22 protein-coding genes, 1 pseudogene and 3 riboswitches are annotated in these 26,096 nt (G+C 74.3%); of the genes and pseudogenes, 15 read left to right on the top strand and 8 right to left on the bottom strand.

The annotated features are described in order from the left end of the window. The first annotated feature begins 7 nt into the window (after window positions 1–7). From G7070_RS09110 to G7070_RS09100, 3 genes are read left to right on the top strand one after another with little or no spacing between them, the layout of a single operon-like run. Complete coding sequence (locus tag G7070_RS09110) at window positions 8–643, top strand: VOC family protein (protein WP_166233474.1); 636 nt, start codon at window positions 8–10, stop codon at window positions 641–643. Beyond that, on the top strand, window positions 640–1,812 hold the full coding sequence (locus G7070_RS09105; RefSeq protein ID WP_166233473.1) for a sensor histidine kinase: 1,173 nt from the start codon (window positions 640–642) through the stop codon (window positions 1,810–1,812). The genes G7070_RS09110 and G7070_RS09105 overlap by 4 nt, the downstream gene beginning before the upstream one ends. Next, window positions 1,809–2,429 carry a response regulator transcription factor gene (locus tag G7070_RS09100; RefSeq protein ID WP_166233472.1) on the top strand — a complete coding sequence of 207 codons (621 nt, stop codon included), beginning with the start codon at window positions 1,809–1,811 and terminating at the stop codon, window positions 2,427–2,429. Before G7070_RS09105 ends, G7070_RS09100 begins: the two co-directional genes overlap by 4 nt. 46 nt (window positions 2,430–2,475) lie before the next feature. On the opposite strand, the gene G7070_RS09095 is transcribed toward G7070_RS09100, so the two are convergent. After that, the gene (locus tag G7070_RS09095; protein WP_166233471.1) at window positions 2,476–4,284 is read right to left on the bottom strand and encodes an AMP-dependent synthetase/ligase; all 1,809 of its coding nucleotides are present in this window, start codon (window positions 4,282–4,284) and stop codon (window positions 2,476–2,478) included. A 282-nt stretch (window positions 4,285–4,566) separates the two neighbouring features. Further along, window positions 4,567–4,635, top strand: a riboswitch (cobalamin riboswitch). 53 nt (window positions 4,636–4,688) lie between these two features. Here G7070_RS09095 and cobN point away from each other — a divergent pair. From cobN to G7070_RS09070, 4 genes are all read left to right on the top strand, one after another. Then, a complete protein-coding gene (gene cobN / locus G7070_RS09090; protein WP_246226977.1) occupies window positions 4,689–8,312 on the top strand; it encodes a cobaltochelatase subunit CobN in 3,624 nt (1,207 codons plus the stop codon). Then, window positions 8,309–9,130: a precorrin-6A synthase (deacetylating) gene (gene cobF / locus G7070_RS09085; RefSeq protein WP_246226975.1), complete on the top strand. Its 822-nt coding sequence runs from the start codon at window positions 8,309–8,311 to the stop codon at window positions 9,128–9,130. Before cobN ends, cobF begins: the two co-directional genes overlap by 4 nt. Beyond that, window positions 9,127–9,882 carry a cobalt-precorrin-6A reductase gene (locus G7070_RS09080; protein WP_206079693.1) on the top strand — a complete coding sequence of 252 codons (756 nt, stop codon included), beginning with the start codon at window positions 9,127–9,129 and terminating at the stop codon, window positions 9,880–9,882. Before cobF ends, G7070_RS09080 begins: the two co-directional genes overlap by 4 nt. 292 nt (window positions 9,883–10,174) lie before the next feature. After that, window positions 10,175–10,552, top strand: a complete 378-nt coding sequence (locus tag G7070_RS09070) for a helix-turn-helix domain-containing protein (RefSeq protein WP_166233469.1) — start codon at window positions 10,175–10,177, stop codon at window positions 10,550–10,552. 4 nt (window positions 10,553–10,556) lie between these two features. Here the strand turns inward: G7070_RS09070 and cobO are convergent, their stop codons facing one another. The 3 genes and pseudogenes from cobO to G7070_RS09060 all read right to left on the bottom strand — a co-directional run. Next, window positions 10,557–11,171, bottom strand: a complete 615-nt coding sequence (gene cobO / locus G7070_RS09065) for a cob(I)yrinic acid a,c-diamide adenosyltransferase (RefSeq protein WP_166233468.1) — start codon at window positions 11,169–11,171, stop codon at window positions 10,557–10,559. Then, window positions 11,171–12,037 carry a vWA domain-containing protein gene (locus G7070_RS17750; RefSeq protein WP_206079692.1) on the bottom strand — a complete coding sequence of 289 codons (867 nt, stop codon included), beginning with the start codon at window positions 12,035–12,037 and terminating at the stop codon, window positions 11,171–11,173. The genes cobO and G7070_RS17750 overlap by 1 nt, the downstream gene beginning before the upstream one ends. Before the next feature lie 377 nt (window positions 12,038–12,414). Beyond that, window positions 12,415–13,494 (bottom strand): annotated as a pseudogene (locus tag G7070_RS09060) (ATP-binding protein); the annotation flags it as partial. 40 nt (window positions 13,495–13,534) lie between these two features. Further along, a riboswitch (cobalamin riboswitch) is annotated at window positions 13,535–13,680 on the bottom strand. A 29-nt stretch (window positions 13,681–13,709) separates the two neighbouring features. On the opposite strand from G7070_RS09060, the gene cbiE reads away from it, so the two are divergent. Continuing rightward, on the top strand, window positions 13,710–14,930 hold the full coding sequence (cbiE, locus tag G7070_RS09055; protein ID WP_166233467.1) for a precorrin-6y C5,15-methyltransferase (decarboxylating) subunit CbiE: 1,221 nt from the start codon (window positions 13,710–13,712) through the stop codon (window positions 14,928–14,930). Between the two features lie 10 nt (window positions 14,931–14,940). Here the strand turns inward: cbiE and G7070_RS09050 are convergent, their stop codons facing one another. The 4 genes from G7070_RS09050 to G7070_RS09035 are packed head-to-tail and all read right to left on the bottom strand — an operon-like array spanning window position 14,941 to window position 19,047. Next, window positions 14,941–15,744 carry a cobalt-precorrin-4/precorrin-4 C(11)-methyltransferase gene (locus G7070_RS09050; protein ID WP_246226973.1) on the bottom strand — a complete coding sequence of 268 codons (804 nt, stop codon included), beginning with the start codon at window positions 15,742–15,744 and terminating at the stop codon, window positions 14,941–14,943. Further along, window positions 15,741–17,426, bottom strand: a complete 1,686-nt coding sequence (locus G7070_RS09045; RefSeq protein WP_206080116.1) for a precorrin-2 C(20)-methyltransferase — start codon at window positions 17,424–17,426, stop codon at window positions 15,741–15,743. Before G7070_RS09045 ends, G7070_RS09050 begins: the two co-directional genes overlap by 4 nt. A 44-nt stretch (window positions 17,427–17,470) precedes the next feature. After that, the gene (locus G7070_RS09040; protein WP_166233466.1) at window positions 17,471–18,136 is read right to left on the bottom strand and encodes a precorrin-8X methylmutase; all 666 of its coding nucleotides are present in this window, start codon (window positions 18,134–18,136) and stop codon (window positions 17,471–17,473) included. Then, complete coding sequence (locus G7070_RS09035) at window positions 18,133–19,047, bottom strand: nitrite reductase (RefSeq protein ID WP_166233465.1); 915 nt, start codon at window positions 19,045–19,047, stop codon at window positions 18,133–18,135. The genes G7070_RS09040 and G7070_RS09035 overlap by 4 nt, the downstream gene beginning before the upstream one ends. 59 nt (window positions 19,048–19,106) lie before the next feature. Then, window positions 19,107–19,298: riboswitch (cobalamin riboswitch) on the bottom strand. Between the two features lie 91 nt (window positions 19,299–19,389). Between G7070_RS09035 and G7070_RS09030 the strand changes: the two genes are divergently transcribed. From G7070_RS09030 to G7070_RS09000, 7 genes are all read left to right on the top strand, one after another. Then, window positions 19,390–19,527: a hypothetical protein gene (locus G7070_RS09030; protein WP_166233464.1), complete on the top strand. Its 138-nt coding sequence runs from the start codon at window positions 19,390–19,392 to the stop codon at window positions 19,525–19,527. A 56-nt stretch (window positions 19,528–19,583) separates the two neighbouring features. After that, a complete protein-coding gene (locus G7070_RS09025) occupies window positions 19,584–20,084 on the top strand; it encodes a hypothetical protein (RefSeq protein ID WP_166233463.1) in 501 nt (166 codons plus the stop codon). 77 nt (window positions 20,085–20,161) lie between these two features. Then, on the top strand, window positions 20,162–20,545 hold the full coding sequence (locus G7070_RS09020; RefSeq protein WP_166233462.1) for an ACT domain-containing protein: 384 nt from the start codon (window positions 20,162–20,164) through the stop codon (window positions 20,543–20,545). Then, entirely contained in the window at window positions 20,542–21,330 is a 789-nt protein-coding gene (locus G7070_RS09015) for a deoxyribonuclease IV (RefSeq protein ID WP_166233461.1), read from the top strand. Before G7070_RS09020 ends, G7070_RS09015 begins: the two co-directional genes overlap by 4 nt. Window positions 21,331–21,468: 138 nt before the next feature. Continuing rightward, window positions 21,469–23,532 (top strand): phosphate acetyltransferase, encoded by a 2,064-nt coding sequence (pta, locus tag G7070_RS09010; RefSeq protein WP_166233460.1) that lies wholly within the window; start codon window positions 21,469–21,471, stop codon window positions 23,530–23,532. A 133-nt stretch (window positions 23,533–23,665) separates the two neighbouring features. Beyond that, a complete protein-coding gene (locus tag G7070_RS09005) occupies window positions 23,666–24,850 on the top strand; it encodes an acetate/propionate family kinase (RefSeq protein WP_166233459.1) in 1,185 nt (394 codons plus the stop codon). 339 nt (window positions 24,851–25,189) lie between these two features. Further along, a complete protein-coding gene (locus G7070_RS09000) occupies window positions 25,190–25,966 on the top strand; it encodes an SDR family NAD(P)-dependent oxidoreductase (protein WP_166233458.1) in 777 nt (258 codons plus the stop codon). Window positions 25,967–26,096 lie beyond the last annotated feature (130 nt).

Raw genomic sequence — 26,096 nt, 5'->3', positions numbered from 1 at the left:
GGACGACATGACCATCCCCACCAACCTCGATCACATCGTCGTGGCCACTCCCGACCTGGCCGGAACGGTCGCCGCCATCGCGGCCGCCACGGGGGTCACGCCCGAGGCCGGCGGCGTCCACCCCCGGTTCGGCACCCGCAACCACCTGATGACGTTCGGCGAGGGCGCCTACCTGGAGATCATCGGGCTCGACCCGGCGGTCGGGACGGCCGAGCAGGTGGTGTTCGGCCTCGACCGGGTCACCGCGCCGGTGGCGCGCACGTTCGCCGTCCACCCGGCCGACCCGGACGCCGCCCTGGCCGCCGCAGCCGCCGCCGGCGCCGACCTCGGCCCGCTGGGCGACGGGTCGCGGCGGGCGCCCGATGGCACGCTGCTCACCTGGCGGCTGACCCGGCCGCTGGCGGCCGACGACTCGGGCGTCATCCCGTTCGTCATCGACTGGGGCGCCACGCCGTCGCCGGCCGGCACGATCGGGGCACGGGTTGATCTGGTGGTCTTCGAGCTCACCCATCCCGATCCGGGGGCGCTGCGTCCGCGGTTGGCCGCGCTGGGCACCGACGTCCGCGTGGTGCGCGACGACGTGCCCGGACTCACGCTGGCGATCGCGGGCCCGGGCGGCACCTGGACGCCGGCGCCGCTATGACCGAGCCGCTCGCGTCCACCGCACCGGGCTACGACCCGGCGGCCACCGACCTGCACTGGTGGCGGCGCTCGCTGGCCCAGGGCGCGGGCTACATGCTGCCGAGCACGGCGTTCCTGGCGATCCCGATCGTCTTGACCGCGACCGGCGCCCCCGCCCGGCTGCCGTCCGTGATCGCGGGGTCCTTGGCGGTGCTGGTGCTGTTCCTGGGATCCAGCCTGGTGATGCACTGGCGGCCGGGTGCCCGTTGGACGTGGCTCGCCGGCCTGATCGCCGCGATCGGCGCGCTCGCCGTCGCGGCGGACACCCCGACGCTGGTGTCGTACTTCGCGCCCTACATGACCATGGTGGCGACGATGCTGCTTCCGTGGCGGGAGGCGCGTCCGATGGTCATCGTCGTCGCGCTGGCCGCGGTCGGCGTCGCCCTCACGCAGGCCGACACCTTCGCGATCATCATGTCGGTGATGGCGTTCGCGCTGGCCTGGTCGATCGGCATCGCCATGGAGCAGGCGGGCATGCGGGAGCGGCTGCTGCGCGCCGAGCAGCGCACCGCCGTGCTCGCCGTCGCCGCCGAGCGGGAACGGATCGGCCGCGACCTGCACGACATCCTGGGCCACTCGCTGACCACCATCGCGATCAAGGCCGACCTGATCGAGCGGCTGATCGGCCGCGACGACGGCGCCGCCAGAGCCGAGGTCGGCACGCTGGGCGAGGTCGCCCGGCAGGCGCTGGCCGACGTGCGCGCCACCGCCTCCGGGATGCGCGAGGTGCGGCTGGCGGCCGAGGTCGCCTCGGCGCGGTCGGTGCTGCAGGCCGCCGGGGTCGAGTGCCGGACGCCCTCGGCGCTGCCCGTCCTGGACGACGCCCGCGCCGAACTGTTCGGCTACGTCGTGCGCGAGGCCGTCACCAACGTGGTGCGGCACGCCGGCGCGACCACCTGCACGATCACCGCCGACGAGGCGTCCGTGACCATCACCGACGACGGCCGCGGCATCCCCGCCGACACGCGCCACACCGGGCTGCGCGGCCTGGCCGAGCGGGTCGAGGCCGCCGGCGGCGCGCTGACGCTCGAGTCGTCGCCGGCGGGGACGACCGTGCGGGCCACCGTGCTCACGCCGACCGCCCACACCGGGGCGGACGCGGCCACGCCCGCGACGAGGAGGAACTCATGATCAGGGTGGCGATCGCCGACGACCAGACGCTGATCCGCGCCACCCTGGCCACCACGCTCGGGTTGGAGGACGATCTCGAGGTCGTGGCGCAGGCCGGCACCGTGGCCGCCGCGGTGGCCGTGACCGGCGAGCACGCCCCCAACGTGCTGCTGCTGGATGTTCAGATGCCCGCCGGCGGCCTCGATGTCGAGGACGGCCTGGACGCGCTGCCGCTGATCGCGGCCGCCTCACCGGGCACGCGCGTCATCGTGCTGACCACCTTCGGCCGGCCGGGCTACCTGCGCCGCGCGATGGAGGCGGGCGCCGTCGGGTTCCTGGTGAAGGACACCCCCGTCGACCGGCTCATCGAGGGTATCCGCCGCGCCGCCAGCGGGTTGCGCGTGGTCGACCCCGACCTCGCGGCGGCGTCCCTGTCGATCGGGGCGTCCCCGCTGTCGGAACGCGAGGCGCTGGTGCTGGCCGCCTCGGCCGGCGGGGCGTCCACCGGCGAGATCGCCGGCGCGGTGCACCTGTCGGAGGGCACGGTCCGCAACTACCTCAGCGCTGCGATCGGCAAGCTGGGCGCCCGCAACCGCGCCGAGGCGCTGCGATCCGCGACCGACAACGGCTGGATCTGAGCCGGAAGCGGCGCGCGCACCGCCGAGGCGGACGCCACCGCTGGACTCAGTGGCGGCGGTCCTTGATGTGGCTGACCTTCTCGTACATCTCCTCGATCAGCGCGGAGAACCGCTCCTCCACCTGACGCCGCTTCACCTTCAGCGTCGGGGTGAGCAGGCCGTTGTCCATGGTGAGCTCCTCCAGCATCACCCGGATGTCCTTGACCTTCTCCTGGCTGGGGAGCTTGTCGGTCAGCGCCGCGACGCGCCGCTTGATCTCCTCGACGATCTCGGGACGGGTCGGCAGTTCCCCCGCGTCCGCGAAGGTGAGGTGCAACTGGTGGGCGAGGTCCTCCAGCGCGGGCAGGTGCGGGCGGACCAGCAGCGTCACGTAGGGGCGGTTGTTGCCCAGCACGACCGCGTGCTCGAACAGCGGGTCGGCCAGGATCAGGCCCTCGATGGGGGCCGGGGCGATGTTCTTGCCGCCGGACGTGACGATGATGTCCTTGATGCGGTCGGTGATGACCAGGTATCCGTCGACGTCGACGTAGCCGACGTCCCCGGTGTGCAGCCAGCCGTCGGCGTCGATCGCCGCGGCGGTCGCCTCGGGGTTGTTCCAGTAGCCGACCATGACGTTCGGGCCGCGGTAGCAGATCTCGCCCTCCTCGGCGATGCGGATCTCCCCGCCCTCGATCACCCGCCCGGCCGTGCCGAACTTGAACGCGCTCGGCGAGTTGAACGAGATCAGCGGGGACGCCTCGGTGAGGCCGTAGCCCTGGCACAGCAGCATGCCGGCGGCCGAGAAGAACTCCTCGATCTCCTCCCGCAGCGGGGCGCCGCCGCACGCCATCACGGTCTTGGGGCCGCCCAGGGCGTCCCGGATCGCGCCGAAGACCAGCTTGTTCGCCACCGGGAGCATGGCGCGCAGGCCGAGCGAGGGGCGTCGGCCCTTGCGGTAGGCGCGCTGGTTCCAGGCGCCGACCCGCATCGCCCATTGGAAGATCGCCTTCTTGGCCGGTGACCCGGCGACCTTCTGATGGACCGTGGTGAAGACCTTCTCGTACAGCCGCGGCACGCTGACGAACATCGTCGGCTTGGCCTCGACCAGGGCGTCGGCGACCGTGCGGGCGTCCGCGACGTAGGTGTTCATGCAGCCCGAGGTGAGCACCTTGAACGTCCAGGCGCGCTCCAGCGCGTGCGACAGCGGCAGGAAGGCCAGCGAGTGGTCCTCGGGCGTGATGTCGAAGAACGCGTCCAGCGAGTCGAGCTCGGAGGTGAAGCCGCGGTGGTTGAGGGCGGCGCCGCGGGGCTCGCCCGTGGTGCCGGAGGTGTAGATGATGGACGCCAGGTCGTCGCCCGAGGCGTCCGTCAGCCGGGACGCCGCCGCGGCGGACGCGTCCGGGGAGACCGGGTCGGCCAGCACGTCGGCGAGCGGACGCACCCGCGCGTCGTCGGCGGCGACGCCGTCGAACGTCCAGGTGCCGCGCAGCGCGGGCAGCTCGGGCCACACCGGCAGCAGCCGCTCGACCAGGTTCTGGTTCTCGACGAACGCCCAGACCGCGCCGGAGTCGCCGGCGATGTGGCGCACCTGCTCGGGCGTGCTCGTGGGGTAGATCGGCACCGGCACGGCGCGGATCGACAGCAGCGCCAGGTCCGCGATGCTCCACTCGGGCCGGTTGTTGGACAGGATCAGGACGCGGTCGCCCGGCTCGATGCCCTGCGCCACGAGGTGGCCGGCCAGCGCGGCGACGTCGCGGGCCAGCTCGCGGTAGGAGCGGACCTCCCAGCCGTCACCGGCCTTGATCCGGGTGGCGGGCCGGTCCGGGAACCGCCGGAAGACCTCGGCCATGCGCACGGCGATATTGCTGGTGTCCATCGGTCCCCCTGGGTCGGCGTTGCCCCAACTTGTCACAACCGTAGGTTAGCGGGCCGCACCAGTGCCGATCGAGGCCCCGCGTCGCGGCGCCCGACCCGCTGGGCGCCGTGCTGCAGCGCGATGGTGGGGGCGGCCGGGTGCGCGGCCGGTCCGAGCACGGTGAGCGCCCGGGCGGTGCCGGCTCGCTGATCCTCGACCGGCCGCTGCCGCCGCCATCCAGCGGCCGAGCGTGCGCGGCCCCGGGACCGGCGTCCCCTAGGGTGGTCGCGCACGCGTCCGCCAGGAACCCGGTGAGAGTCCGGGGCGGTTCCGCCACTGTGATGTCGTCCTCGCGGACGGCCAGCCAGATACGGGGCGCGCGCGATCCGACCGTTCGACGGGGCGAGAACCCCTCAGGAGGAATCGTGGCCGAGCCCACCATCCGCATCGCGTTGCTGTCCACCTCTGACACTGACCTGCTGTCGGCCCGCGCCTCGGGCGCCGGCTACGCCTGGGCGAACCCGGCCCGCAGTTCGGACGCCGCGCTCGACGCGGTCCTCGCGGACGCCGACCTGGTCGTCTACCGGCTGCTCGGCTCGCCGCACGACCTGTGGCCCGGCCTGGACGCCGTGCGCGCCGCCCGGACGCCGCTGGTCATCCTCGGCGGCGAGCAGAGCCCCAGCGCCGAGCTGATGGAGCTGTCGTCGGTCCCGATCGGCGTCGCCGCGCAGGCCCACCGCTACCTCGCCGAGGGCGGGCCCGACAACCTGCGCCAGCTCCACGCGTTCCTCTCCGACACCGTGCTGCTGACCGGCGAGGGCTTCGAGCCCCCGGCGGCGATCCCCGCCTGGGGGTTCGCGCCGCGGCCCTCTCCCACGGCCGCGGACGCCGACCTGCCGCGCGTCGGCGTCCTGTACTACCGGGCGCACGAGGCGAGCGGGAACTCCGGCTTCGCGCACGCGCTGGCCGACGCGATCGACGCCACGGACCGGGCGGTGGGCGTCCCGATCTTCGCGGGGTCGCTCCGCTCGGCGCCCGACGACCTGTACGAGGCGCTGGCCACCCTGGACGCCCTCGTCGTGACCGTGCTCGCGGCGGGCGGCAGCACGCCGGCGGCCGCGTCGGCGGGCGGCGACGACGAGGCCTGGGACGTGGCGCGGCTGGCCGCGCTCGACATCCCGGTGCTGCAGGGCCTCAGCCTGACCACCGGGCGGGCCGAGTGGGCGGCGTCCGACGACGGCGTCACCCCGCTGGACTCGGCCAACCAGATCGCGATCCCCGAGTTCGACGGCCGCATCATCACCGCGCCCTTCTCGTTCAAGGAGTTCGACGAGGACGGCCTGCCGCACTACGTCGCCGACCCCGAGCGCGCCGCCCGCGTGGCGCGGATCGCCGTCAACCACGCCCGGCTCCGGCACACCTCCAACGCCGAGAAGCGGCTGGCGCTGGTGCTCTCGGCGTACCCGACCAAGCACGCCCGGATCGGCAACGCCGTCGGGCTGGACACCCCCGTCTCCGCGATCCGGCTGCTGCGCCGCCTGGCCGCCGACGGCTACGACCTGGGCGCCGACAACCCGGTCACCGGGATCCTGGCCGCGCACACCGCCGGGACGCCGGAGGACGACACCGCGGCCGGCGACGCCCTGATCCACGCGCTGGTCGCCGCGGGCGGGCAGGACGAGGAGTGGCTGACCAGCGCGCAGCTGACCGACGCGCACGCCCGCATCCCGGCGTCCGACTACGAGCGCTGGACCGCCGACCTGCCCGCCGACCTGCGCGCGGCGATGGCGGACGCGTGGGGCCCGGCGCCCGGGACGCTGTTCGTCAACGACGCCGGCGAACTGGTGCTGGCGACGCTGCGGGCCGGCAACGTGGTGATCCTGATCCAGCCGCCGCGCGGCTTCGGGGAGAACCCGATCGCGATCTACCACGACCCCGACCTGCCGCTTTCGCACCACTACCTGGCCGCCTACCGCTGGCTGGAGCACGGCTTCGGCGCGGACGCGGTCGTCCACCTGGGCAAGCACGGCTCGCTGGAGTGGCTGCCCGGCAAGAACGCCGCGCCCTCGGCGTCCTGCGGGCCCGACGCCGCCCTGGGCAGCCTGCCGCTGATCTACCCGTTCCTGGTCAACGACCCGGGCGAGGGCGCGCAGGCCAAGCGGCGGGCGCACGCGCTGATCGTGGACCACCTGATCCCGCCGATGGCGCGCGCCGAAAGCTACGGCGACATCACCCGCCTCGAACTGTTGATGGACGAGCACGCCAACATCGCCGCCATGGACCCGGCCAAGCTGCCGGCGATCCGCGGCGAGATCTGGGCGCTGATGCGCGCCGCGGAGATGCACCGCGACCTGGGCCTGGAGGAGCGGCCCGACGACGAGGAGTTCGACGACTTCCTGCTGCACGTCGACGGCTGGCTGTGCGAGATCAAGGACGCGCAGATCCGCGACGGGCTGCACATCCTGGGCGACGCCCCGACCGGCGAGGCCCGGGTGAACCTCGTCCTGTCGATCCTGCGCGCCGCGCAGGTGTGGGGCGGCGTCGGCGGCGCCGTGCCCGGCCTGCGCGCCGCGCTCGGGCTGGCGCCGGACGCCCCGACCGCCGAGGTCGACCGGATCGAGGGGCAGGCGCGCGCTCTGGTCGCCGGCATGGAGGACGCCGACTGGTCGGTCGACGCGGTCGAGGGCCTGCACGAGGACGCCGACGTGCGGGCCGTGCTGCGGTTCGCCGCCGAGCAGGTCGTGCCGCGCCTGGACCGCACCACCGACGAGCTCGCGGGCGTGCTGCACGCGCTGGACGGCGGCTTCATCCCTGCCGGCCCGTCCGGGTCGCCGCTGCGCGGCCTGGTGAACGTGCTGCCGACCGGGCGCAACTTCTACACCGTCGACCCGCGCGCCATCCCGTCACGGCTGGCCTGGCAGACCGGCCAGGCGATGGCCGACTCGCTGCTGCAGCGCTACCTGGACGAGACCGGCGAGTACCCCACCTCGGTGGGGCTGTCGGTGTGGGGCACGTCGGCGATGCGGACCAGCGGCGACGACATCGCCGAGGTGCTGGCGCTGCTCGGCGTCCGGCCCGAGTGGGACGAGGCGTCCCGCCGGGTGGCGTCGCTGACCGTCGTGCCGCTCGCCGAGCTGGGGCGGCCGCGCATCGACGTCACGGTCCGGATCTCGGGCTTCTTCCGGGACGCGTTCCCCCACGTCATCGCCATGCTGGACGACGCGATCGCCCTGGTCGCCGGGCTGGACGAGCCCGCGGCGTCCAACTTCGTGAAGGCCCACGCGGACGCCGACCTGGCGCTGCACGGCGACGCCCGGCGGGCGACCACCCGGATCTTCGGGTCGAAGCCGGGCAGCTACGGCGCCGGCATCCTGCAGGTGATCGAGTCCGGGAGCTGGCGCGACGACGCCGACCTGGCCGAGGTCTACACCGCGTGGGGCGGCTTCGCCTACGGCCGCGACCTGGACGGGGCGCCGGCCGCCGACGACATGCGCGCCAACTACCGCCGCATCAAGGTGGCGGCCAAGAACGTCGACTCCGCCGAGCACGACATCGCCGACTCCGACGACTACTTCCAGTACCACGGCGGCATGGTCGCCACGGTGCGGGCGCTGACCGGCGCCGACCCGCGCGCGTACGTCGGCGACTCGACCACCCCGGACGCCGTCCGCACCCGGACGCTGGCCGAGGAGACCGCGCGGGTGTTCCGGGCGCGAGTGGTCAACCCGCGCTGGATCGGCGCGATGCGCCGCCACGGCTACAAGGGCGCCTTCGAGCTCGCCGCGACCGTGGACTACCTGTTCGGCTTCGACGCCACCGCCGGGGTCGTCCACGACTGGATGTACGACGCGCTGGCGCGCGAGTACGTGCTGGACGCCGAGACGCAGGACTTCCTGCGGCGGTCGAACCCGTGGGCGCTGCGCGGCATCGTGGAGCGGCTGCACGAGGCCGCCGACCGGGGCCTGTGGGCCGAGCCGGACACCGCCGTGCTGGCCGCGATGCAGCAGGTCTACCTGGACGTCGAGGGCGACCTGGAGGAGGACGCGTGAGCGACGACCCACGGGGCGGCGAGGGATCCCCGGTTGCGGCGCACCCCCGATCGGCCCCGGCTGCGACGCACGCCCGATCGGCCCCGGTGGGCCCGATCCGGATCGTCGGGATCGGGATGGGTCCCCAGCACGTCACGCCGGAGGCGGCGGCCGCGCTGGCGGCGTCCGACTACGTGATCGCGGCGCGGAAGTCGGACGCGGACGGGCTTCTGGCGATCCGGCGGGCGGTCGTCGAGCCGTTCGGGCTGGCGATCGTCGCGGTGGACGACCCGCCGCGCGACCGCGACGACCCCGCCGACTACCCGGCGGCCGTCGCCGCCTGGCACGCCGCCCGGGTGGCGGCGTACGCGTCCGTGCTGCGCGCCCGGGGCGGCTCGGCGGCGTTCCTGGTGTGGGGCGACCCGTCGCTGTACGACTCCTCGATCCGGATCGTCGCGGCGCTGGCGGCCGAGCTGGGCGTGGACTTCGAGGTGATCCCGGGCATCAGCGCGCCGCAGCTTCTGGCCGCCCGGCACCGCATCGTGCTGCACCCGGTCGGGGCGCCGGTGCACGTCACCACCGGGCGGCGGCTGCCCGAGGCGCTGGCGTCGGGGCAGACGAACATCGTGATCATGCTGCTGTCCCGGCTGCCCTTGGACGGCCTGGCCGACTGGACCATCTGGTGGGGCGCCAACCTCGGCACCCCGTCGGAGGCGCTGGTGTCGGGGCGCGTCGCGGACGTGGTGCCCGCCATCGAGGCGGCCCGGGCCGCGGCGAAGGAGGCCGCCGGCTGGGTGATGGACCTGGCGCTGCTGCGCGCACCCGAGGCGTCCTCGTGAGCGGGGAGCCGCCAGCACCGGGCGTTCGGGTGTTGTTGCTGGGCGGCACAGGCGAGGCACGGGCGCTGGCGGCGGCGCTGGTGGAGGCCGGGATCGACGTCACCTCCTCGCTCGCCGGCCGGGTCGCCCGGCCGCGTCTGCCGGTGGGTGCGGTGCGGATCGGCGGCTTCGGCGGGGTGCCCGGGTTGCGCGCCGCGCTGGCCGGGTTCGACCTGGTCGTCGACGCCACCCACCCGTTCGCGCGCGGGATGTCCGCCAACGCGGCGGCCGCGTGCGCCGCCCAGGGGGTCCCGCTGCTGCGGCTGGAGCGTCCGGGCTGGGAGCCGCGTCCGGGCTGGCGCTACGCCGACGGCCACGAGGAGGCCGCCCGGATGGCCGCATCGCTGGGGGCGCGTCCCTTCGTCACCGTCGGACGCCAGGAACTCGCCCGGTTCGTGCCCGCCCTCCGCGCTTCGGCCGTGCTGGCGCGCGTGGTGGACGCCCCCGACCTGGAGTTGCCTGCGTCCTGGCGGCTGGTCACGTCGCGGGGCCCCTACACGCTGGAGGGCGAGCTGGCCCTGATGCGCGAGCACGCCGCCGACGTCCTGATCACCAAGGACTCCGGCGGCGACTTCACCCGCCCCAAGCTGGACGCCGCCGACGCGCTGGGCGTCCCGGTCGTCGTGGTGCGGCGTCCCGACCACGGAGACGGCGTGGAGACCGTGACGTCACCGGCGGACGCGCTCGCGTGGGTCCTGCGCCGGAGGGGCTGAGTCGCACGTCACCCACAGATCTCTAGAGGCCCCTTGTTGCGACATCCAGGGTAGGATAGACACGCTGCATGAAGCCGCAGAAGTACCGGGACGTCGTCGCGGTGCTGCGCGCGCAGGGCTGGGTGCTGCTGCGGACGGCCAAGGGCTCGCACGAGGTGTGGGGGCTCCCCGACGGCTCGGTGCGAACGGGTCGTGCCCCATCACCGGCAGGTGTCCGCCGGCGTGGTGCGCCAGATCGCAGCGCACCTGACTCAGGTGCCGGATGAATGGCTGTGAGAAGAGGGAGACGCTGATGACGACCTACGACGTCACCGCCACGCGCGAAGGCCGGTGGTGGGTGCTGACCGTCCCGGAACTGGGGATCGCCGCCCAGGTGCACCGACTGGACGAGGCGGACGAGGTGTCGCGGTCCGTCGTGGCCGCCTACCTCGACATCTGCGAGAGCGACGTGGCGGTCGACGTCTCCGTGCTGCTCCCCGAGACGACCGCCACCCTTCTGGCCGAGGCTGCCCGCGACGAGGACGCCGCCCGCTCCGCCCTCGCCGACGCGGGCGCCAAGCGCCGCTCCGCGGTGGTCTCCCTGCTCGAATCCGGCATGACCCAGCGCGAAGCCGCCCGGGTGCTCGGGCTGTCCCCGCAGCGGATCAATCAGCTGGTCAGCCGGCCCTAGTCACTCACCACTCGATGCCGCGTTGGCCCTTCTGGCCGGCGTCCATCGGGTGCTTGAGCTTGGTCATCTCGGTGGCCAGGTCGGCGGCCTCGATCAGCGCGGGGTGCGCGCGGCGTCCGGTGATCACCACGTGCTGGAAGCCAGGGCGCTCGCGCAGGGTCGACACCACGTCGTCGACCGAAACCCAACCCCACTCCATCGGGTAGGTGAACTCGTCCAGGATGAGCAGGTCGTGGGTCTGCGCGGCGAGCCGACGCTTGATCTCCTCCCAGCCCTGGGCGGCGGCCTCGGCGTGGTCGTCGGCGTCGCCGGACTTGCGCGTCCAGGACCACCCGGACCCCATCTTGTGCCACTCGACGGGTCCGCCCTCGCCGGTCTGGGCGTGCAGTTCGCCGAGGCGCTCCAGAACGGTCTGCTCGCCGATGCGCCACTTGGCGGACTTCACGAACTGGAACACCCCGATGCTCCAGCCCTGGTTCCAGCCCCGCAGCGCCAGCCCGAACGCGGCGGTGGATTTGCCCTTGCCGTCGCCGGTGTGGACCGCGAGCAGCGGCCGGTTGCGGCGCTGTCGGGTGGTGAGCCCGTCGTCGGGCACGGTCGTCGGCTGTCCCTGCGGCATCAGGCCGCTCCCTTCGTGCGGTTCGTGACGCGGCGGGACGCGGGGCGCGCGCCGGAGGCTGGTGACCCTGGTGTGGGGCCGAACGCGGCGTCGTGGCCGGGTGCGGCGTCGCGCCAGGCGTGGACGGCGCCGGTCAGCGCCTGGGCGCTCACCTCGTCGACGCCGACGTGCTCCGCGTTCAGCGCCGCGGCCAGCGTGCGGGCCAGTCCGAGCCGCAGCGGCCCCGATTCGCTGTCGATCACCACCGCGCTGACGCCCAGTCGGGCGATCCCGGACGCCGCCCGCCCGGCCCGCGCGAGGGCGTCCGGGCCGGCGTTGGCGCGGCCGTCGGTGACGACCACGAGCAGCGGACGCGTCCGCGGGTCCCGGACGCGCTCGCGCAGGATCACCCGCGCCGCCTCCTCCAGCCCCTCGGCCAGCGGTGTCCGGCCGCCGGCGGGCAGGTCCTCCAGCCGGGACGCGGCGATGTCGATCGAACCCGTGGGCGGCAGCGCCACCTCGGCGCCGGAGCGCCGGAACGTGACCAGCCCGACGCGGTCCCGGCGGCGGTAGGCGTCCAGCAGCAGCGACAGGATCGCGGTCTTCACCGCGGTCATCCGGCGCCGGGCGGCCATCGAGCCAGAGGCGTCCACGCAGAACAGGATGAGGTTCGCCTCGCGGCCCTCCCGGGCGGCGACGCGCAGGTCGGACGCCTCCAGCCGCACCCGGCCGCCGTCCGCGCGGCGCGCGCCCTGGTGCCGGGCGGCCGCGATCAGCGTCTCGACGAGGTGCAGCGATCCCGCCCCGGACGCCGCGGGCTCGGCCCCGATCCGGCGGCCCTGGGTCGAGAGCGCGCGGCTGCGGCGTCCCGCGCTGCCGGCGCCCATCCCGCGGACCGCGAACAGCCGGGGCGGTAGGGCGCGGCCGCGGTGACCGTCCTGTCCGGTCCGGCGTCGGCGGGGGCGTCCAGCGGCGGCGGGTCGAGGTCCTCGGGCGGGGCGGAGCCCTGGGGATCGGTCGCCGGCTGCGGGGCGTCGGAGCGTCCGGTCGGGTCGGAACCCTCGGGTGCGTCGGGGCGCCCGGGGGCGTCGGTCGCAGGCTCGCCGGACCCGTCGGTGTCATCGGCGGCCTCCTGACCGGGATCGTCCGGGCCGGGGTCGTCCGGGCCGGGGTCGTCCGGGCCGTCGGGCTCGGGCGGCAGGTCGTCGGGGTCGGGCTCGGGCTCGTCGTCGCCCAGGAGTCGGTCGAGCAGGTCCTCGTCGAGGCCGGGGGCGTCGAACGGGTTGCGGCGCCGGCGGTGCGGCAGGGCGAGCAGCGCGGCCTGCCGGATGTCGGCGCGCGTCACGGTGCCGCGTCCGGACCAGGCGGCGTGCGCGACCGCGGCGCGGGCTGTGACGATGTCGGCGCGCAGGCCGTCCACCTCGAAGCCGGCGCACACCCGGGCGATCGCGGCGAGCGCCGCCCCGCTGAGCGCCACCGAGCCGATTCGGGCGCGGGCGTCCCCGATCCGGGCGCTCAGTGCGGCGTCCTGCGGCGCGAACCGGGCGGCGAAGGCGGCGGGGCCGGCGTCGAAGGCGAGCCGGCGGCGCACCACCTCGACCCGGTGCCCCGGATCGCGCGGCGCGGCGACCTCCACCGTGAGCCCGAACCGGTCCAGCAGCTGCGGACGCAGTTCGCCCTCCTCGGGGTTCATCGTGCCGATCAGGACGAAGCGGGCGGCGTGCTCGACCGAGATGCCGTCGCGCTCGATGGTGGCGCGTCCCATCGCGGCGGCGTCCAGCAGGAGGTCGACCAGGTGGTCGTGCAGCAGGTTCACCTCGTCGACGTAGAGGATGCCGCGGTGCGCCCGGGCGAGCAGCCCCGGCTCGAACGTCACCCGCCCCGCCGACAGGGCGCTCTGCAGGTGGATCGACCCGAGCACGCGATCCTCGGTGGCGCCGACGGGCAACTCCACCAGCCGCACGGGCCGGGTGCGTCGCGCGCGTCCCGCGGCCGGCCATTCCGCGACGGGGTGGTCGTCGGACGCCGCCCCGCCGTGGTCGTCGCGTGCCGCCCCGGGACGCACGCCCGGGCCGGGCGACGGCGTGGCGGCGGGCACGTCGGGCGACGTGGCGGTGGGGTCGTCGGGGTCGATCGAGAACCGGTCCCCTTCGAAGACGTCGACGGGGGGCAGCACCGCGGCGAGCGCGCGGACGGCGGTGGACTTGGCGGTCCCCTTCTCGCCGCGGATCAGCACACCGCCGATCTCCGGGGAGATGGTGGACAACACCAGGGCCAGGCCCATGTCGTCGAGGTCGTCGGCCTCGCAGCCGACGATGGCCGAAAAGGGGTACTGCAGTGGCATGTGAGGCTCCCGCTCTGTCGCCAACCGGTCGGTCGTGGCGCGAGGCCGGTCTTCGGACTTGGCCGAGTCCCCTCCCGGGGCTCGGTTCACCGCAGCGGGCCTGTGCCGGAATCTCACCGGCTTCCCAGATTCTCCCCGTCGCGCGCGCTTCGCCGTCTCCGACGAACGTCACTTCGGGGCACCTCGTGCCGCCGCCCACGATAGCGTGGTGACCCGTGTTGAACCGCGTCGATCCCACCCGCCGGTTGACCGTGGTCGGGATCGGCGCGGACGGTCTCGCCGGGCTCCCCGCCGCGTCCCGCGCCCTCATCGAGGACGCCGATGTGCTGCTGGGCGCCCCCCGGCAACTCGCGCTCGTCCCGGAGGCCGCCGACCAGCGCCGCCTCACGTGGCCCTCCCCGCTGAAGGCGGGCCTGCCTGGCCTGCTGGCGAAGCTGCCGCAGGGCGACGTGGTGGCCGTCGCGTCGGGCGACCCGCTGGTGTCCGGCATCGGCGCGACCCTGGTCGAACTCCTCGGGGCGGACGCCGTCCGCATCGTGCCCGCCGTCTCCTCGGTGGCGCTCGCCCGCGCCGAACTGGGCTGGTCGGCCGCGGACACCGCCGTCGTCAGCCTCGTCGGGCGTCCGATCGGCCTGCTGGCCCGCGAACTCGCGCCCGGACGCCGCGTGCTCGCCCTGTCCGCGGACGAGACGACCCCGGCCGCCGTCGCCGCCCTGCTCGTGGGCGCGGGCTACGGGGCGAGCCGGCTGCACGTCCTGGGCGACCTCGGCTCGGCCGCCGCGTCCCGGATCGACGGGATCGCCGACGCCTGGTCGGCCCGCTCGCCGCGGCTGAACGTGGTGGGCATCGAGGTCGTCGGGCCGCACCGCCTGGGCTGGACGCCCGGTCTGCCCGACACGGCCTACGCCCACGACGGCCAACTGACCAAGCGCGACCTGCGCGCCTCGGCCCTGGCGCGGCTGGCGCCCACGCCCGGCGGGCTGCTGTGGGACGTCGGCGCCGGCGCCGGTTCCGTCGGCATCGAGTGGTTGCGCGCGCACCCGACGTGCCGGGCGATCGCGATCGAGTCCAACCCGGAGCGGGCCACACGGATCATGCGCAACGCCACCACGCTCGGCGTGCCGGGGCTGCGCGTGGTGCGCGGGGCTGCGCCCGAGGCGCTCGCCGGGCTCCCCGAGCCGGACGCGATCTTCGTCGGTGGCGGCGCGAGCGTCCCGGGTGTGCTCGACACCTGCCTGGCCGCACTGCGTCCCGGCGGGCGGCTGGTCGTCCACGGCGTCACGCTGGAGACCGAGATGCGGCTCGCCGGCCTGTTCGCCGAGCGCGGGGGCGAACTGACCCGCATCGGCATCGAGGTCGCCGCACCGCTGGGCTCCTTCACCGGCTGGACCCCCGCCCGCTGCGTCACCCAGTGGGCCTGGACCAAGCCCGCCTGAGCCGTTCCGGCTACCGGCGCTTGATGGTGCGGTCGCGGCGCGGGTCGTACAGGTAGGACTCCCCCGCCGAAGCCGGATCGAGCGTGCGGCCGACCATGATCAGCGCCGCCTGGCGCAGCCCGGCCGCCTCCACGGCGTCCGCGATGGTGGCGACTGTGCCCCGCAGGATCTGCTGCTCGGGCTGACTCACCCGGTGGGCGACGACGACCGGGCAGTCCGCCCCGACGTGCGGCGCCACCTCGGCCATCAGTTCCCGGGTGCGGGTGATCGCCAGGTGCAGCACGAGCGTGGCTCCGGTCGCGGCGAATGCGGCCAGGGCCTCCCCGCTCGGCATCGCGGTGGAGCGGGCCTGGGTGCGGGTGAGCACCACCGATTGGCCCAGCAGTGGCACGGTGAGTTCGCGTCCCACCGCGGCGGCCGCCGCCGCGTAGGCGGGGACGCCCGGCGTGACGTCCCAGGCGACGCCCGCGGCGTCCAGGCGACGGGCCTGCTCGTGGAGCGCGGAGTAGACCGACAGGTCGCCCGAAGCGAGCCGCACCACCGAGCGGCCCGCGCGGGCCGCGTCGACGATCCGGGCGGTGATCTGGTCCAGGTCGAGGTCCTGGGTGTCGATCAGCTCGGCGTCCGGGCTGACGTGCGCCAGGACGCCCGGGTCTAGGTAGGTGCCGGGGAACAGCACCACGTCCGCGGCCTCCAGCAGCCGGACCGCCCGAACGGTCAGCAGGTCGGCGGCCCCGGGTCCGGCGCCCACGAAGTGGACGCGCACCCCGGCCGCGTCCCCCCTGGGCTCCGGACGCGTCTGTTCGGGATTCACTGCGCCTCCTCGCCCGGGACGAAGCGCGGCGTCCACACCCCGGCGGGGCCGACGCGCGTCCCGGACGCCCCCACGATCACCAGGCACTTCATGTCGATCGACGCCGGCTCGAACGCGCCCAGCGTCGTCACGCGCAGCGACTCCTCCGCGCGGCCGACGTCGCGGCCCACGACCACCACCGTCTCCGGTGCGCGGTGCGCCAGCAGCACCTGGTGGGCGCGGGCGATCTGCTCGGTGCGCGAGCGGGACGCCGGGTTGTAGAGCGCCAGCACCAGGTCGGCCCGCGCGATGTGGACCAGCCGGTCCTCGATGACGGACCACGGCTTGAGCCGGTCCGAGAGCGACACCACGGCGAAGTCGCCGCCGATCGGGGCGCCCGCGCGGGCGGCGACGGCCTGTACCGCGCTGAGGCCGGGCAGCACCCGGATCGGGACGCCCGCGAACGCCGGGTCCTCGGCGACCTCGAACACCGCCGACGCCATGCCGAAGATCCCGGCGTCGCCGCCGGACACGACCGCGACGCGCTCCCCCGCCGCCGCCAGCTCGAGCGCCAGCCGGGCCCGGTCGCGCTCGACGGTGTTGCCGGACGCGTGCCGAATCAGCCCGGCACGCTGCGGCACCCGGTTCACGTAGGGGCCGTAGCCGATCACATGCTCGACCTCGGCCAGCGCCGCGGTCACCTCGGGGGTGACCCACCGGTCGGGTCCGGGGCCGAGCCCCACGACCAGCAACTCGGCGGGCACGGGGACCGCCGTGTGCAGACCGCCCACGTTCGCGCCGACCGCGACCGACCTCGCTGGGGCGCTCGTACCGTCGGCGCCGCCGGGTCGGGCAGCGCTGCGGGTCGCCGGCACGTCGCTCCCGTCGCCGTCGCGGAGCACGGCCGCGCGGATCGCCGGGTCGGCGGCGTCGCGGGTGCGGCGGCCGTTGCGGGCGTCGCCGGGCACCACGATCAGCGAGAAGTAGGGCACGGACGCGGCGTCCACGTCGGCGACCAGCAGTTGGCGCTGCTCGGGCATCGACGCGCGCTCGACGTACACCGCGCCGTCGAGGCGTCCGGACGCCTCCAGCGCGCGGCGGACGGCCGGGAACGTCCGGCCCAGCTTCATGATGATCGCCCCGTCGGTGTCGGCCAGGCGCCGGGCCAGTTCGGGCTCGGGCAGCGTGCCGGGCAGCACGGTGAGCACGTCGGTCTGCCTGACCAGCGGGGACGCCGCCGCGGCGGTCGCCGCCGCGAACGCGGGCACCCCGGGCACGATCGCGGTCGCGTACGCCGTAGCCAGCCGGTCGTGCAGGTACATCCCGGACCCGTAGAACAGCGGGTCGCCCTCGGCGAGCAGGACGACCAAGCGGCCGGCGTCCAGGTGGTCCGCCAGGCGCGCGGCAGCGGCCTCGTAGAACGCGCCCATCGCGCCGGCGTAGCCGCCGGGGTGGTCGGTGGCGCCGGTGGTGACGGGGTAGGTCAGCTCCTCCTCGACGACGCCCGCGGGGAACAGCGGGGCCGCGATCCGGCGGGCGTTGGACGCCTTTCCGGGCGCCGCGTGGAAGGCCACCACGTCGGCGTCCTCGATCAGCCGGGCGGCCTTGAGGGTGATCAGCTCGGGATCGCCCGGACCGACGCCGACGATCGCCAGCGTCCCGGACGCGGCCGCGCGGCCCGTCTCGGGGTCCGCCTCGGGCACGGGTGTGGCAGGCGCGGCGCCGGGCTCGCGGGGCGCGGGGGTGTTCACTCGGCCTCCTGGGCCAGCGCGTTCAAAGCCGACGACGTCATCGCCGAGCCGCCGCGGCGTCCCAGCACGGTCACGTAGGGGATGTCGATGCCGTGGTCGGCGGCCAGGTCGACCAGCGCCTGCTTGGACTCGGCCGCGCCGATGAAGCCGACCGGGCAGCCGACGATCGCCGCCGGGCGCGGACCGCCGTCCAGGATCAGCTCCAGCAGGTGGAACAGCGCGGTGGGCGCGTTGCCGATGGCGACGACCGCGCCCGCGAGCATCGGCTCCCACAGCGAGACCGCGGCGGCCGAGCGGGTGGTGCCGAACGCGCGGGCCAGGTCGGGCACACGTGGGTCGTTCAGCAGGCAGATCACGTCGTTGGACGCCGGGAGCCGGGACGCGGTGACGCCGGTGGCGACCATGGTGGCGTCGCACAGGATCGGCGCTCCCGCCTCCAGCGCGCCGCGGGCGGCGGCGAGCAGGCCCGGGTGGACGACCAGGTCGCGGGCCAGGTCGACCTGCCCCGAGCCGTGGATCATCCGGACGGCGACCTTCTCCGCGTCCGCGGGGACGCCGGTCAGGTCGGCCTCGCGGCGGATGGTCGCGAACGAGTCGACGTAGATGTCCGCCCCTGCGTCCACGTAGGGGTAGCGCCGGGCCGGACGTCGCAGCCCGCTCACCGCTGCCCCGCGTCCGAGCCGCCGGCGTCCGCCTGCGCCGCACCACCGTGCGTCGAGGACGCCACCTGCGTGGGGGACGGGATCAGGACGCCCTTCCACGGCGTGAACACCACCTCGTCCACGCCGGCGAGCAGGGCGTCGACGTCGGCGGGGTCGAGGCCGTCATCGCCCACCGGCGCGTGCAGCCCGCCGGGCACGGGACCGAACGGCAGCGGCCCGGTGGCCTGCGGGACGCGCGGGTCGGGGTCCACCGGGGCGACCAGGGGGGATGCCATCTCGTAGGTGTGCCAGGGCGCGGTCGGGCCGGTGCCGCGGGCGGCGCAGAACAGCTCAGCCAGCGCGATGAGTTCGCGGGCGGCCGCGGCCAGCGGGACGACCGCCCCGTAGTGCTCGCCGACGCGGAGCTGGACCGTCTCGGCGTCCAGGGCGACGAGGCCGACGTCGCAGGGCCGGTCGATCAGGTCGCCGCGGCCGTCGTCCAGCACGAACGCGAACTTGCCGGGCAGGCCGGGCAGCACGTCGCTGGCGACGATCTGCGCGTCCAGGTCGGCGGCCAGCGGACGCAGGTCGGCGCGGCCGCCGGCGAGGCCTGTCTGCGGCGACACGGTGATGTTGCGGACCCGGTCGTGTGCCGGCGCGGGCAGCAGCCCGCTGGCCTCGATGGCGGCCAGCGCGTCGGCGTCCAGGACGCCGTCGGTGCCCGGGAACGCGCGCAACTGCAGGTTCGCGCGGGTCGTGGGCCGGACGCAGCCGTCGCCGAAAACGGTCGCCGCGACACTCAGGCCGCGCAGCTGGCGGGCGGTGATGCGCCCACCGACGAGCCGGACGCGGACCAGCAGCCCGTCGGCGGCGGGCCACGGACGCAGGATCCCCGGGCAGCGGTCGGCGCGGTCGCGGATGAGGACGGACATGGTTCCACCTGTTCAGGTCAGGGGGCTGGCTGCGCGTGGGCCCGACGGTGACCGCGCGGGGCTCCCCGCGTGGGCCAGCAGGTTTTCGGACTCGGGATCGTCCGGCCGGAGCACCTTCCCAGGGCGTCCGCCCCAGTGGTGGCCGCATCGCGGCACGCCCCGTCCGTCCCCCTCACCGCTGCGCGTCAGTCCCGGATTCGCACCGGGTTCCCTGGGCTCGCGTGAGCTTGACTGGCACGGACACCCTAGCGCCGCGGACGCCGCGGCGAGGGCGGCGCAGCTGTTCGGCAAGCCGGCCGGACACCGTTCGGCTCAGCCGACGCGGTCGGTTAGGTTCGAGGGATGCGCACGTTCAGGGTCTTCGCCGGCGGGCCGGCGCTCGTCCGGCTGTCCGGATGGCTGCTCAACACGCCCGTCCGCGCGCTGCGGCGCGAGGGCGCGCCGCCTCGTGGCGGCGGTTCGCCTCCGAGCACGGGCTGAGATTCGAGGAGAACCGTCCCGATCTGGCGGAGCGCTGGAACCTCGAGGAGGGCCCGGTGCCGCGAGCGGGTCGGACGCCGACCGCCCTGCACTCGGCCCGCAACGTGGCCAGCGGCACGCTGGAGGGCGTCCCGTTCCTGACGTTCGAGGCCGAGTGGGCGGTCGACGAGGCTGCCGTGGTCTGGGAGCAGTTCCGCCGCCGCCAGGTGATCGTGCTGGACCTGCCGGCCGCCGTCGCCCCGCTCGACGTGCGCGGCCGGGTCGCCCTCGATCTGCGCGGGATGGCATCCGACTCGCCCGCCTTCGCGAAGGGCTGGGGGGTGCTGGCGAGCGACGAGCGGCAGGCGCACGCGATCCTCACCGACGAGGTGCGCGCGCTCGTCTCCGAACTGCCGCCCAAGGAGGCGACCTGGCAGTTCTTCGGGCGCGACCTCGTCCTGGGCCTGACCGGCTACCACGGCCCGGACGCCGTGCTACGTCACACGGAGTCGGCCCGGCGGCTCATCCGGGCCGTCCCCGCCTTCGTCTGGTCGGACGCCTCCGGCGTCGCCGGCTGAGCCCGGTCCCCCGGGTCGGAGCCGGCGGCACTCGAGTGCCGCGGCTCTGAGCGCGCTCGCCACCCTAGACTGACGCCATGGCGGGAATGACCGATCTGCACGAGATCCTCGGCGCGCTGCGCCCCTACGTCCGGCAGGGCTCCTACGTCTACGTGACCAGCGAGAACCCGCCCGACGTCGCGTTCCACGCGCGCATCGTCGAGGACGAGGGCACCACGCTCGTGCTGGACCAGGCGATCGCCGACGAGCATCGGCTCGCCTACGACGGGGTGTTCGGCTGGATCACCCTGGAGGCGCACACGTCGCTGCAGGCCGTCGGCATCACCGCCGCGGTCAGCACGGCGCTGGCCCGCGTCGGGCTGTCGTGCAACGTGATCGCCGGCTTCTACCACGACCACCTCCTGGTCCCGATCGCGCACGTCGACGAGGCCATGGACGTGCTGGGCGGGCTGAGCGCATGAGCATCGAGATCGGCGGCCACGTCGACGACCCGATCGCCGCCGCGCACGCCGACGGCTTCCCGATCGCGCAGACGTTCCTGGGCGACCCGCAGGCCTGGAAGGGCCACGCCGTCCCGCATCCGGGCGGCGCCGCCGGCCTGAAGGCGGACGCCGAGGCGGCCGGGGTGGGCCTGTTCATCCACGCGCCGTACGTCATCAACGTCGCGACCACCAACAACCGGATCCGGATCCCGAGCCGGCAGATCCTCGCCAAGCAGGTGAAGCTGGCCACCGAGGTCGGCGCCCGCGGCGTCATCGTGCACGGCGGCCACGTCAACAACGGCGACGACCCCCAGGTCGGCTTCGACAACTGGCGCAAGGCCATCGAGGGCCTGGACCTGACCGTCCCGATCTTCATCGAGAACACCGCCGGTGGCGCCAACGCGATGGCCCGCCAGCTCGAGAGGATCGCCCGACTCTGGGACACCATCGCCGACGCCAAGGGCATCGAGAACGTCGGATTCTGCCTCGACACCTGCCACGCGCACGCCGGCGGGCTGGATCCCGACGGCTTGGTGGACGCCATCAAGGGCATCACCGGACGCATCGATCTGGTCCACCTCAACGATTCCCGGGACGCCGCGGGCTCGGGCGCGGACCGGCACGCCGTGCTGGGCGCCGGCGAGTGCGAGGCCGACTACCTGGTCTCGGTCGTCCGCGAGGCGGGCGCCCCGGTCATTCTCGAGACCCCGACCGCAGACGTGTCGCACGCCGACCAGATCGCGTGGCTGCGCGCGCGACTCTGATCCGACAAGGGGAGCGACCCCGCCGGCCTGCCCACTGGGCGGGACGCCGGTCCGCCATCCGGGCAACGGGGGCGTTGCGTGGAGATCGCGGTCACCTCGGGCCGCACGGATCGGCGTCCGACCGGTAGCCTGACCCTCGTGACTCGGAGCATCTATGTACTCGCACCGGAGGGCCTGACAGGGAAGTCGGTGGTCGCCCTCGGCATCCTGGACGCGCTCACGCGCGAGGTCGAATCGGTCGGGGTGTTCCGCCCCCTGATCACGGGCGGCGATCAACCCGACCAGATCCTGTCCACGCTGGTGCACCAGCCGGTCGTCCACGAGGACTACGACGAGGCGTTCGGCGTCACCTACGAGGACGTCCGCGCCGACGCCGACGCGGCGCTGGCCACCATCCTGCAGCGCTACAACGAGGTCGCCGCGCACTACGACACGATGGTGATCCTCGGCTCGGACTACACCGACAACCTCGGCGCCCAGGAACTGCAGTTCAACGCCCGCGTGGCCGCGAACCTGAACGCTCCCATCGCCCTGGCGGTGTCGGCCAAGAACCGGACTCCCGACGAGGTCACCCAGCTGGCGCGCAGCACCGTCGACCTGCTCGACAAGCACCATGCCCAGGTGATCGCGGTCATCCCGACCCGCACCCCCGAGGGCGACCAGACCCCGTACGCGGACGCCGTGCGCGCGGCCCTGCCCGACGTCGTGGTCGGCACGCTGCCGGCGCACCCCGTCCTGGCGGCGCCCACGCTGGGCGCTCAGGTGAAGGCCATCAACGGTCGTCAGGTCGCCGGCCGCACCGACGTCATGACCCACGAGAGCCAGAGCGTCCTCGTCGCGGCGATGACGCTGCCGAACGTGCTGGCGCGCCTCGAGCCCGAGTCGACCGTCATCTCCCCCGGCGACCGCACCGAGATCATCCCGGGCATCATCCTCGCCCAGCGCTCCGGCGCGTTCCCCCCGCTCACCGCGCTCGTGCTGACCGGCGGCTACGAGATCCCCGAGACCATGGCGCAGCTCATCGCCAACATCCGCCAGGACCTCCCGATCTTCGTCACCGACCTGGGCACCTACACCACCGCCGAGAAGCTGTTCGGCCTCGAGGGCACCATGACGAGCTCCGAGCGCAAGACCGAGCTCGGCCGTCGGCTGTTCTCCGAGAACGTGGACGCCGACGCGCTGCTCGCCGCGATGCGGGTCGACCGCGCCGGCATCCGGACGCCGCTCATGTTCGAGTACCAGCTCTCCGAGATGGCCCGGCACGACAAGCGCCGGATCGTCCTGCCCGAGTCGGCGGACGACCGCATCCTCGAGGCCGCCGCGACCGTGCTGCGGCGCGGCACCGCCGAGATCATCCTGCTCGGCGACGCCACCGAGGTGAAGAACCGCGCGCTCAACCTGGGGCTGTCCCTCGAGGGCGCCGAGATCGTCTCGATGTCGGACCCCGACCTGGTGGACCGGTTCTCCGCCGAGTACGCCCGGCTGCGCGCCAAGAAGGGCATCACGCTCGAGCAGGCCCGCGACAAGATGACCGACCCGAGCTACTTCGGGACCATGATGGTGCACCTCGGCCTGGCCGACGGCATGGTGTCGGGCGCGGTCAACACCACCGCGAACACCATCCGGCCCAGCCTGGAGTTCATCAAGACCAAGCCGGGCGTCTCCGTCGTCAGCGGCTCGTTCCTGATGTGCATGGCCGACCGCGTCGACGTGTACGCGGACTGCGCCGTCAACCCCGACCCGACCGCCGAGCAGCTCGCCGACATCGCGATCAGCTCCGCGGCCACCGCGCGGGCGTTCGGCATCGAGCCCCGCGTGGCGATGCTCTCCTACTCCACGGGCACCTCGGGCCAGGGCGCGGACGTCGACAAGGTCCGCGAGGCCACCGAGATCGTCAAGCAGCGGGCGCCGGAGCTGAAGGTCGAGGGGCCGATCCAGTTCGACGCGGCCGTCGACCCGACGGTGGGGTCGAAGAAGATGCCGGGTTCGGAGGTCGCCGGCCAGGCGACGGTGTTCATCTTCCCCGACCTGAACACGGGCAACAACACCTACAAGGCGGTGCAGCGTTCAGCCGGCGCGCTGGCGGTCGGCCCCGTCCTCCAGGGCCTGAACAAGCCCGTCAACGACCTGTCGCGCGGCGCCCTGGTGGACGACATCGTCAACACCATCGCCATCACCGCGATCCAGGCCCAGCACAGCTGAGCCACCCCGGGGTCGGACGCCGCGGCGTCCGGCCCTTTCGCCCCGGCGACCCCGGAGCGGAGAACCTCACGCAACCGGGCGACCCCGCCCGGAGGAAAGTCGGGCGCGAGCGCGTCCGGAACGAAGGAGAACCATGGCCACGCCGATCCTGCTGCTCAATGCCGGTTCGAGCTCCATCAAGTACCAGATGATCGACGCCGACACCGAGGAGGTGCTGGCGTCCGGCCTCATCGAGCGGATCGGCCAGGACGTCGGCGTCCTCACGCACAAGGTGAACGGCGAGGAGTTCGTCGCCAACGAGGAGTACAGCAACCACAGCCTCGCGCTCGCGGCCATGGTGCAGATGTTCGCCGACCACGGCCCGAGCCTGGACGACGTCCGGGCGGTCGGCCACCGCACCGTGCACGGCGGCGACAAGCTCACCCGCACCATGCTGATCGACGAGTCGGTCGTCGCCACGCTGGAGGCGCTCTCCCCGCTCGCGCCACTGCACAACCCGCCCGGCATCGCCGGCATCCGCGGCGCGCAGAAGGCGCTGCCGAACGTGCCGCACGTCGCGGTGTTCGACACGGCGTTCTTCTCGACGCTGCCGCCGGCGTCCTACACCTACGCCATCCCGACCGACGTCGCGGAGCGCTACCACATCCGCCGCTACGGCTTCCACGGCACCAGCCACAGCTACGTGTCGCACCGGGCCGCCGAACTGCTGGGCAAGCCGTACGAGCAGACGAGCCAGATCGTGTGCCACCTCGGCAACGGCGCGTCCATCTCCGCGATCAAGGACGGCGTCGCGATCGACACCTCGATGGGGCTCACGCCGCTCGAGGGCCTCGTGATGGGCACGCGCTCCGGCGACGTCGACCCGGGCATGATCGCCTACCTGCACCGCGAGGCGGGCATGAGCACCGACGCGATCGACACGCTGCTGAACAAGGCCTCCGGCATGCTCGGGCTGGTCGGCGCGTCCGACATGCGCGACGTCGAGGCGGCCAAGGACGACGGCGACGAGCGCGCCCAACTCGCCTGGGATGTCTACATCCGCCGGATCGTCGGCTACATCGGCCGCTACTTCGTGCTGCTGGGCGGCATCGACGCCTTGTCGTTCACCGCCGGGGTCGGGGAGAACTCCTCCTCGGTGCGCCGCGACGTCGTCAAGGGCCTCGCCGCGCTCGGCGTGACGCTCGACCCCGTCGCCAACACGCTGCGCTCCAAGGAGGCGCGCGCCATCTCCACCAAGGACTCCGCGTTCGCGGTCCTGGTGGTCCCCACCAACGAGGAACTCCAGATGGCCCGCGAGGTCAAGGCCGTCATCGCCTGAGCCCCCTCGCCTTCTGCGACGCGAGCGCGGCGCCCCTCGGGGTGCCGCGCTCGTGCTGTCGCGGGCTCGGCACCCGGGGGTGTCGCCCTGGCCGTTCGCGGCTCAGCGCCTGGGGCCTTCGTGGGCTCGGCACCCCTGGATCGCCGCCCCCAGGCACTTCGTGGACTCGGCGCCCCGGGGTGCTGCCCTGGTGTCCCCAGCCAGAAATCAAGAACTGCGCACTCGCGACCCCTACCCCGAGGCGCGACAAGGCCGAACGCCCCGGGCGGCAGCGGTGAGTGCGCGATCGTTGATTTCCCGGGCGGCTGCCGCGCGCCCTGCGGCCGCTACCGTGGGCGCATGACCACAGCGCTCGTGACGGGCTCCACCGCAGGGATCGGGGCCGAGTTCGCCCGCCAGCTCGCCGCCCGGGGTGACGACCTGGTGCTGGTGGCCCGCGACCAGAGGCGGCTGGCCGCCCAGGCCCAGGAACTCGCCGCCCGCTACGGGGTGCGCTGCGAGGTGCTGCCCGCCGACCTGGCCGTCCGCGCCGACATCGACGCCGTCGCCGCCCGGCTGGCCTCGGCCGACGCCCCCGTCGACGTGCTGGTCAACAACGCCGGCTTCGGCTTCACCACCACCCTGCTGGACGCCGACACCGCTGAGCTCGAGCGCGCCCTCGATGTGATGGCGCTCGCCCCGATGCTGCTGGGCGGAGCCGCCGGCCGGGCAATGGCGTCGCGCGGGCGCGGCACGATCATCACCGTGGCTTCCCTGGCGGCGTGGATCGCCCAGGGCGGCTACTCGGCGGTGAAGTCGTTCGCGCGGGTGTGGTCCGAGGGCCTCGCGGGCGAGCTCGCCGGCACCGGCGTCACGGTCACCGTGCTCTGCCCCGGCTGGGTCACCACCGAGTTCCACGAGCGGGCCGGCCTGGACGGCCAGGCGCGCTCCATCCCCGGCCCCGTCTGGGTCAGCGCCGAGCGCTGCGTCCGCGAGGCGCTGGCGGACGCCGACCGCGGCAAGGTCGTCTCGATCCCCACCACGCGCTGGAAGCTGGCGGCGTTCGCGCTGCAGCACCTCCCGCGCGGCGTCGTCCACGCGATCAGCCGCCGGCTCTCAAAGGCCAAGCAGGGCTGACCGTCGGGCAGCGACGACACGAGCGCTTCCCGCGGGCTACCGACAAGGGAAGGGTGACATCACGGTGAACGGACCACTGGGGCGCCCTGCGGCGGTAGGGCACAATGGGGCGGTGATCAACGCGAGGGGC

Origin of the sequence: Propioniciclava coleopterorum (genome assembly GCF_011393335.1) — a bacterium.
GTDB classification, from domain to species: Bacteria; Actinomycetota; Actinomycetes; order Propionibacteriales; family Propionibacteriaceae; genus Propioniciclava; species Propioniciclava coleopterorum.
Note: the sequence above shows the minus strand (reverse complement) of the source record. Positions and strands in the feature narration are given on the sequence as shown.

Coding starts and splice junctions, on each gene's coding strand:
- G7070_RS09110 (WP_166233474.1), top strand. CDS start 8: ATGACCATCCCCACCAACCTCGATCACATCGTCGTGGCCACTCCCGAC.
- G7070_RS09105 (WP_166233473.1), top strand. CDS start 640: ATGACCGAGCCGCTCGCGTCCACCGCACCGGGCTACGACCCGGCGGCC.
- G7070_RS09100 (WP_166233472.1), top strand. CDS start 1,809: ATGATCAGGGTGGCGATCGCCGACGACCAGACGCTGATCCGCGCCACC.
- G7070_RS09095 (WP_166233471.1), bottom strand. CDS start 4,284: ATGGACACCAGCAATATCGCCGTGCGCATGGCCGAGGTCTTCCGGCGG.
- G7070_RS09070 (WP_166233469.1), top strand. CDS start 10,175: ATGACGACCTACGACGTCACCGCCACGCGCGAAGGCCGGTGGTGGGTG.
- cobO (WP_166233468.1), bottom strand. CDS start 11,171: ATGCCGCAGGGACAGCCGACGACCGTGCCCGACGACGGGCTCACCACC.
- G7070_RS17750 (WP_206079692.1), bottom strand. CDS start 12,037: ATGGGCGCCGGCAGCGCGGGACGCCGCAGCCGCGCGCTCTCGACCCAG.
- G7070_RS09035 (WP_166233465.1), bottom strand. CDS start 19,047: ATGTCCGTCCTCATCCGCGACCGCGCCGACCGCTGCCCGGGGATCCTG.
- G7070_RS09030 (WP_166233464.1), top strand. CDS start 19,390: ATGCGCACGTTCAGGGTCTTCGCCGGCGGGCCGGCGCTCGTCCGGCTG.
- G7070_RS09020 (WP_166233462.1), top strand. CDS start 20,162: ATGGCGGGAATGACCGATCTGCACGAGATCCTCGGCGCGCTGCGCCCC.
- G7070_RS09015 (WP_166233461.1), top strand. CDS start 20,542: ATGAGCATCGAGATCGGCGGCCACGTCGACGACCCGATCGCCGCCGCG.
- G7070_RS09005 (WP_166233459.1), top strand. CDS start 23,666: ATGGCCACGCCGATCCTGCTGCTCAATGCCGGTTCGAGCTCCATCAAG.
- G7070_RS09000 (WP_166233458.1), top strand. CDS start 25,190: ATGACCACAGCGCTCGTGACGGGCTCCACCGCAGGGATCGGGGCCGAG.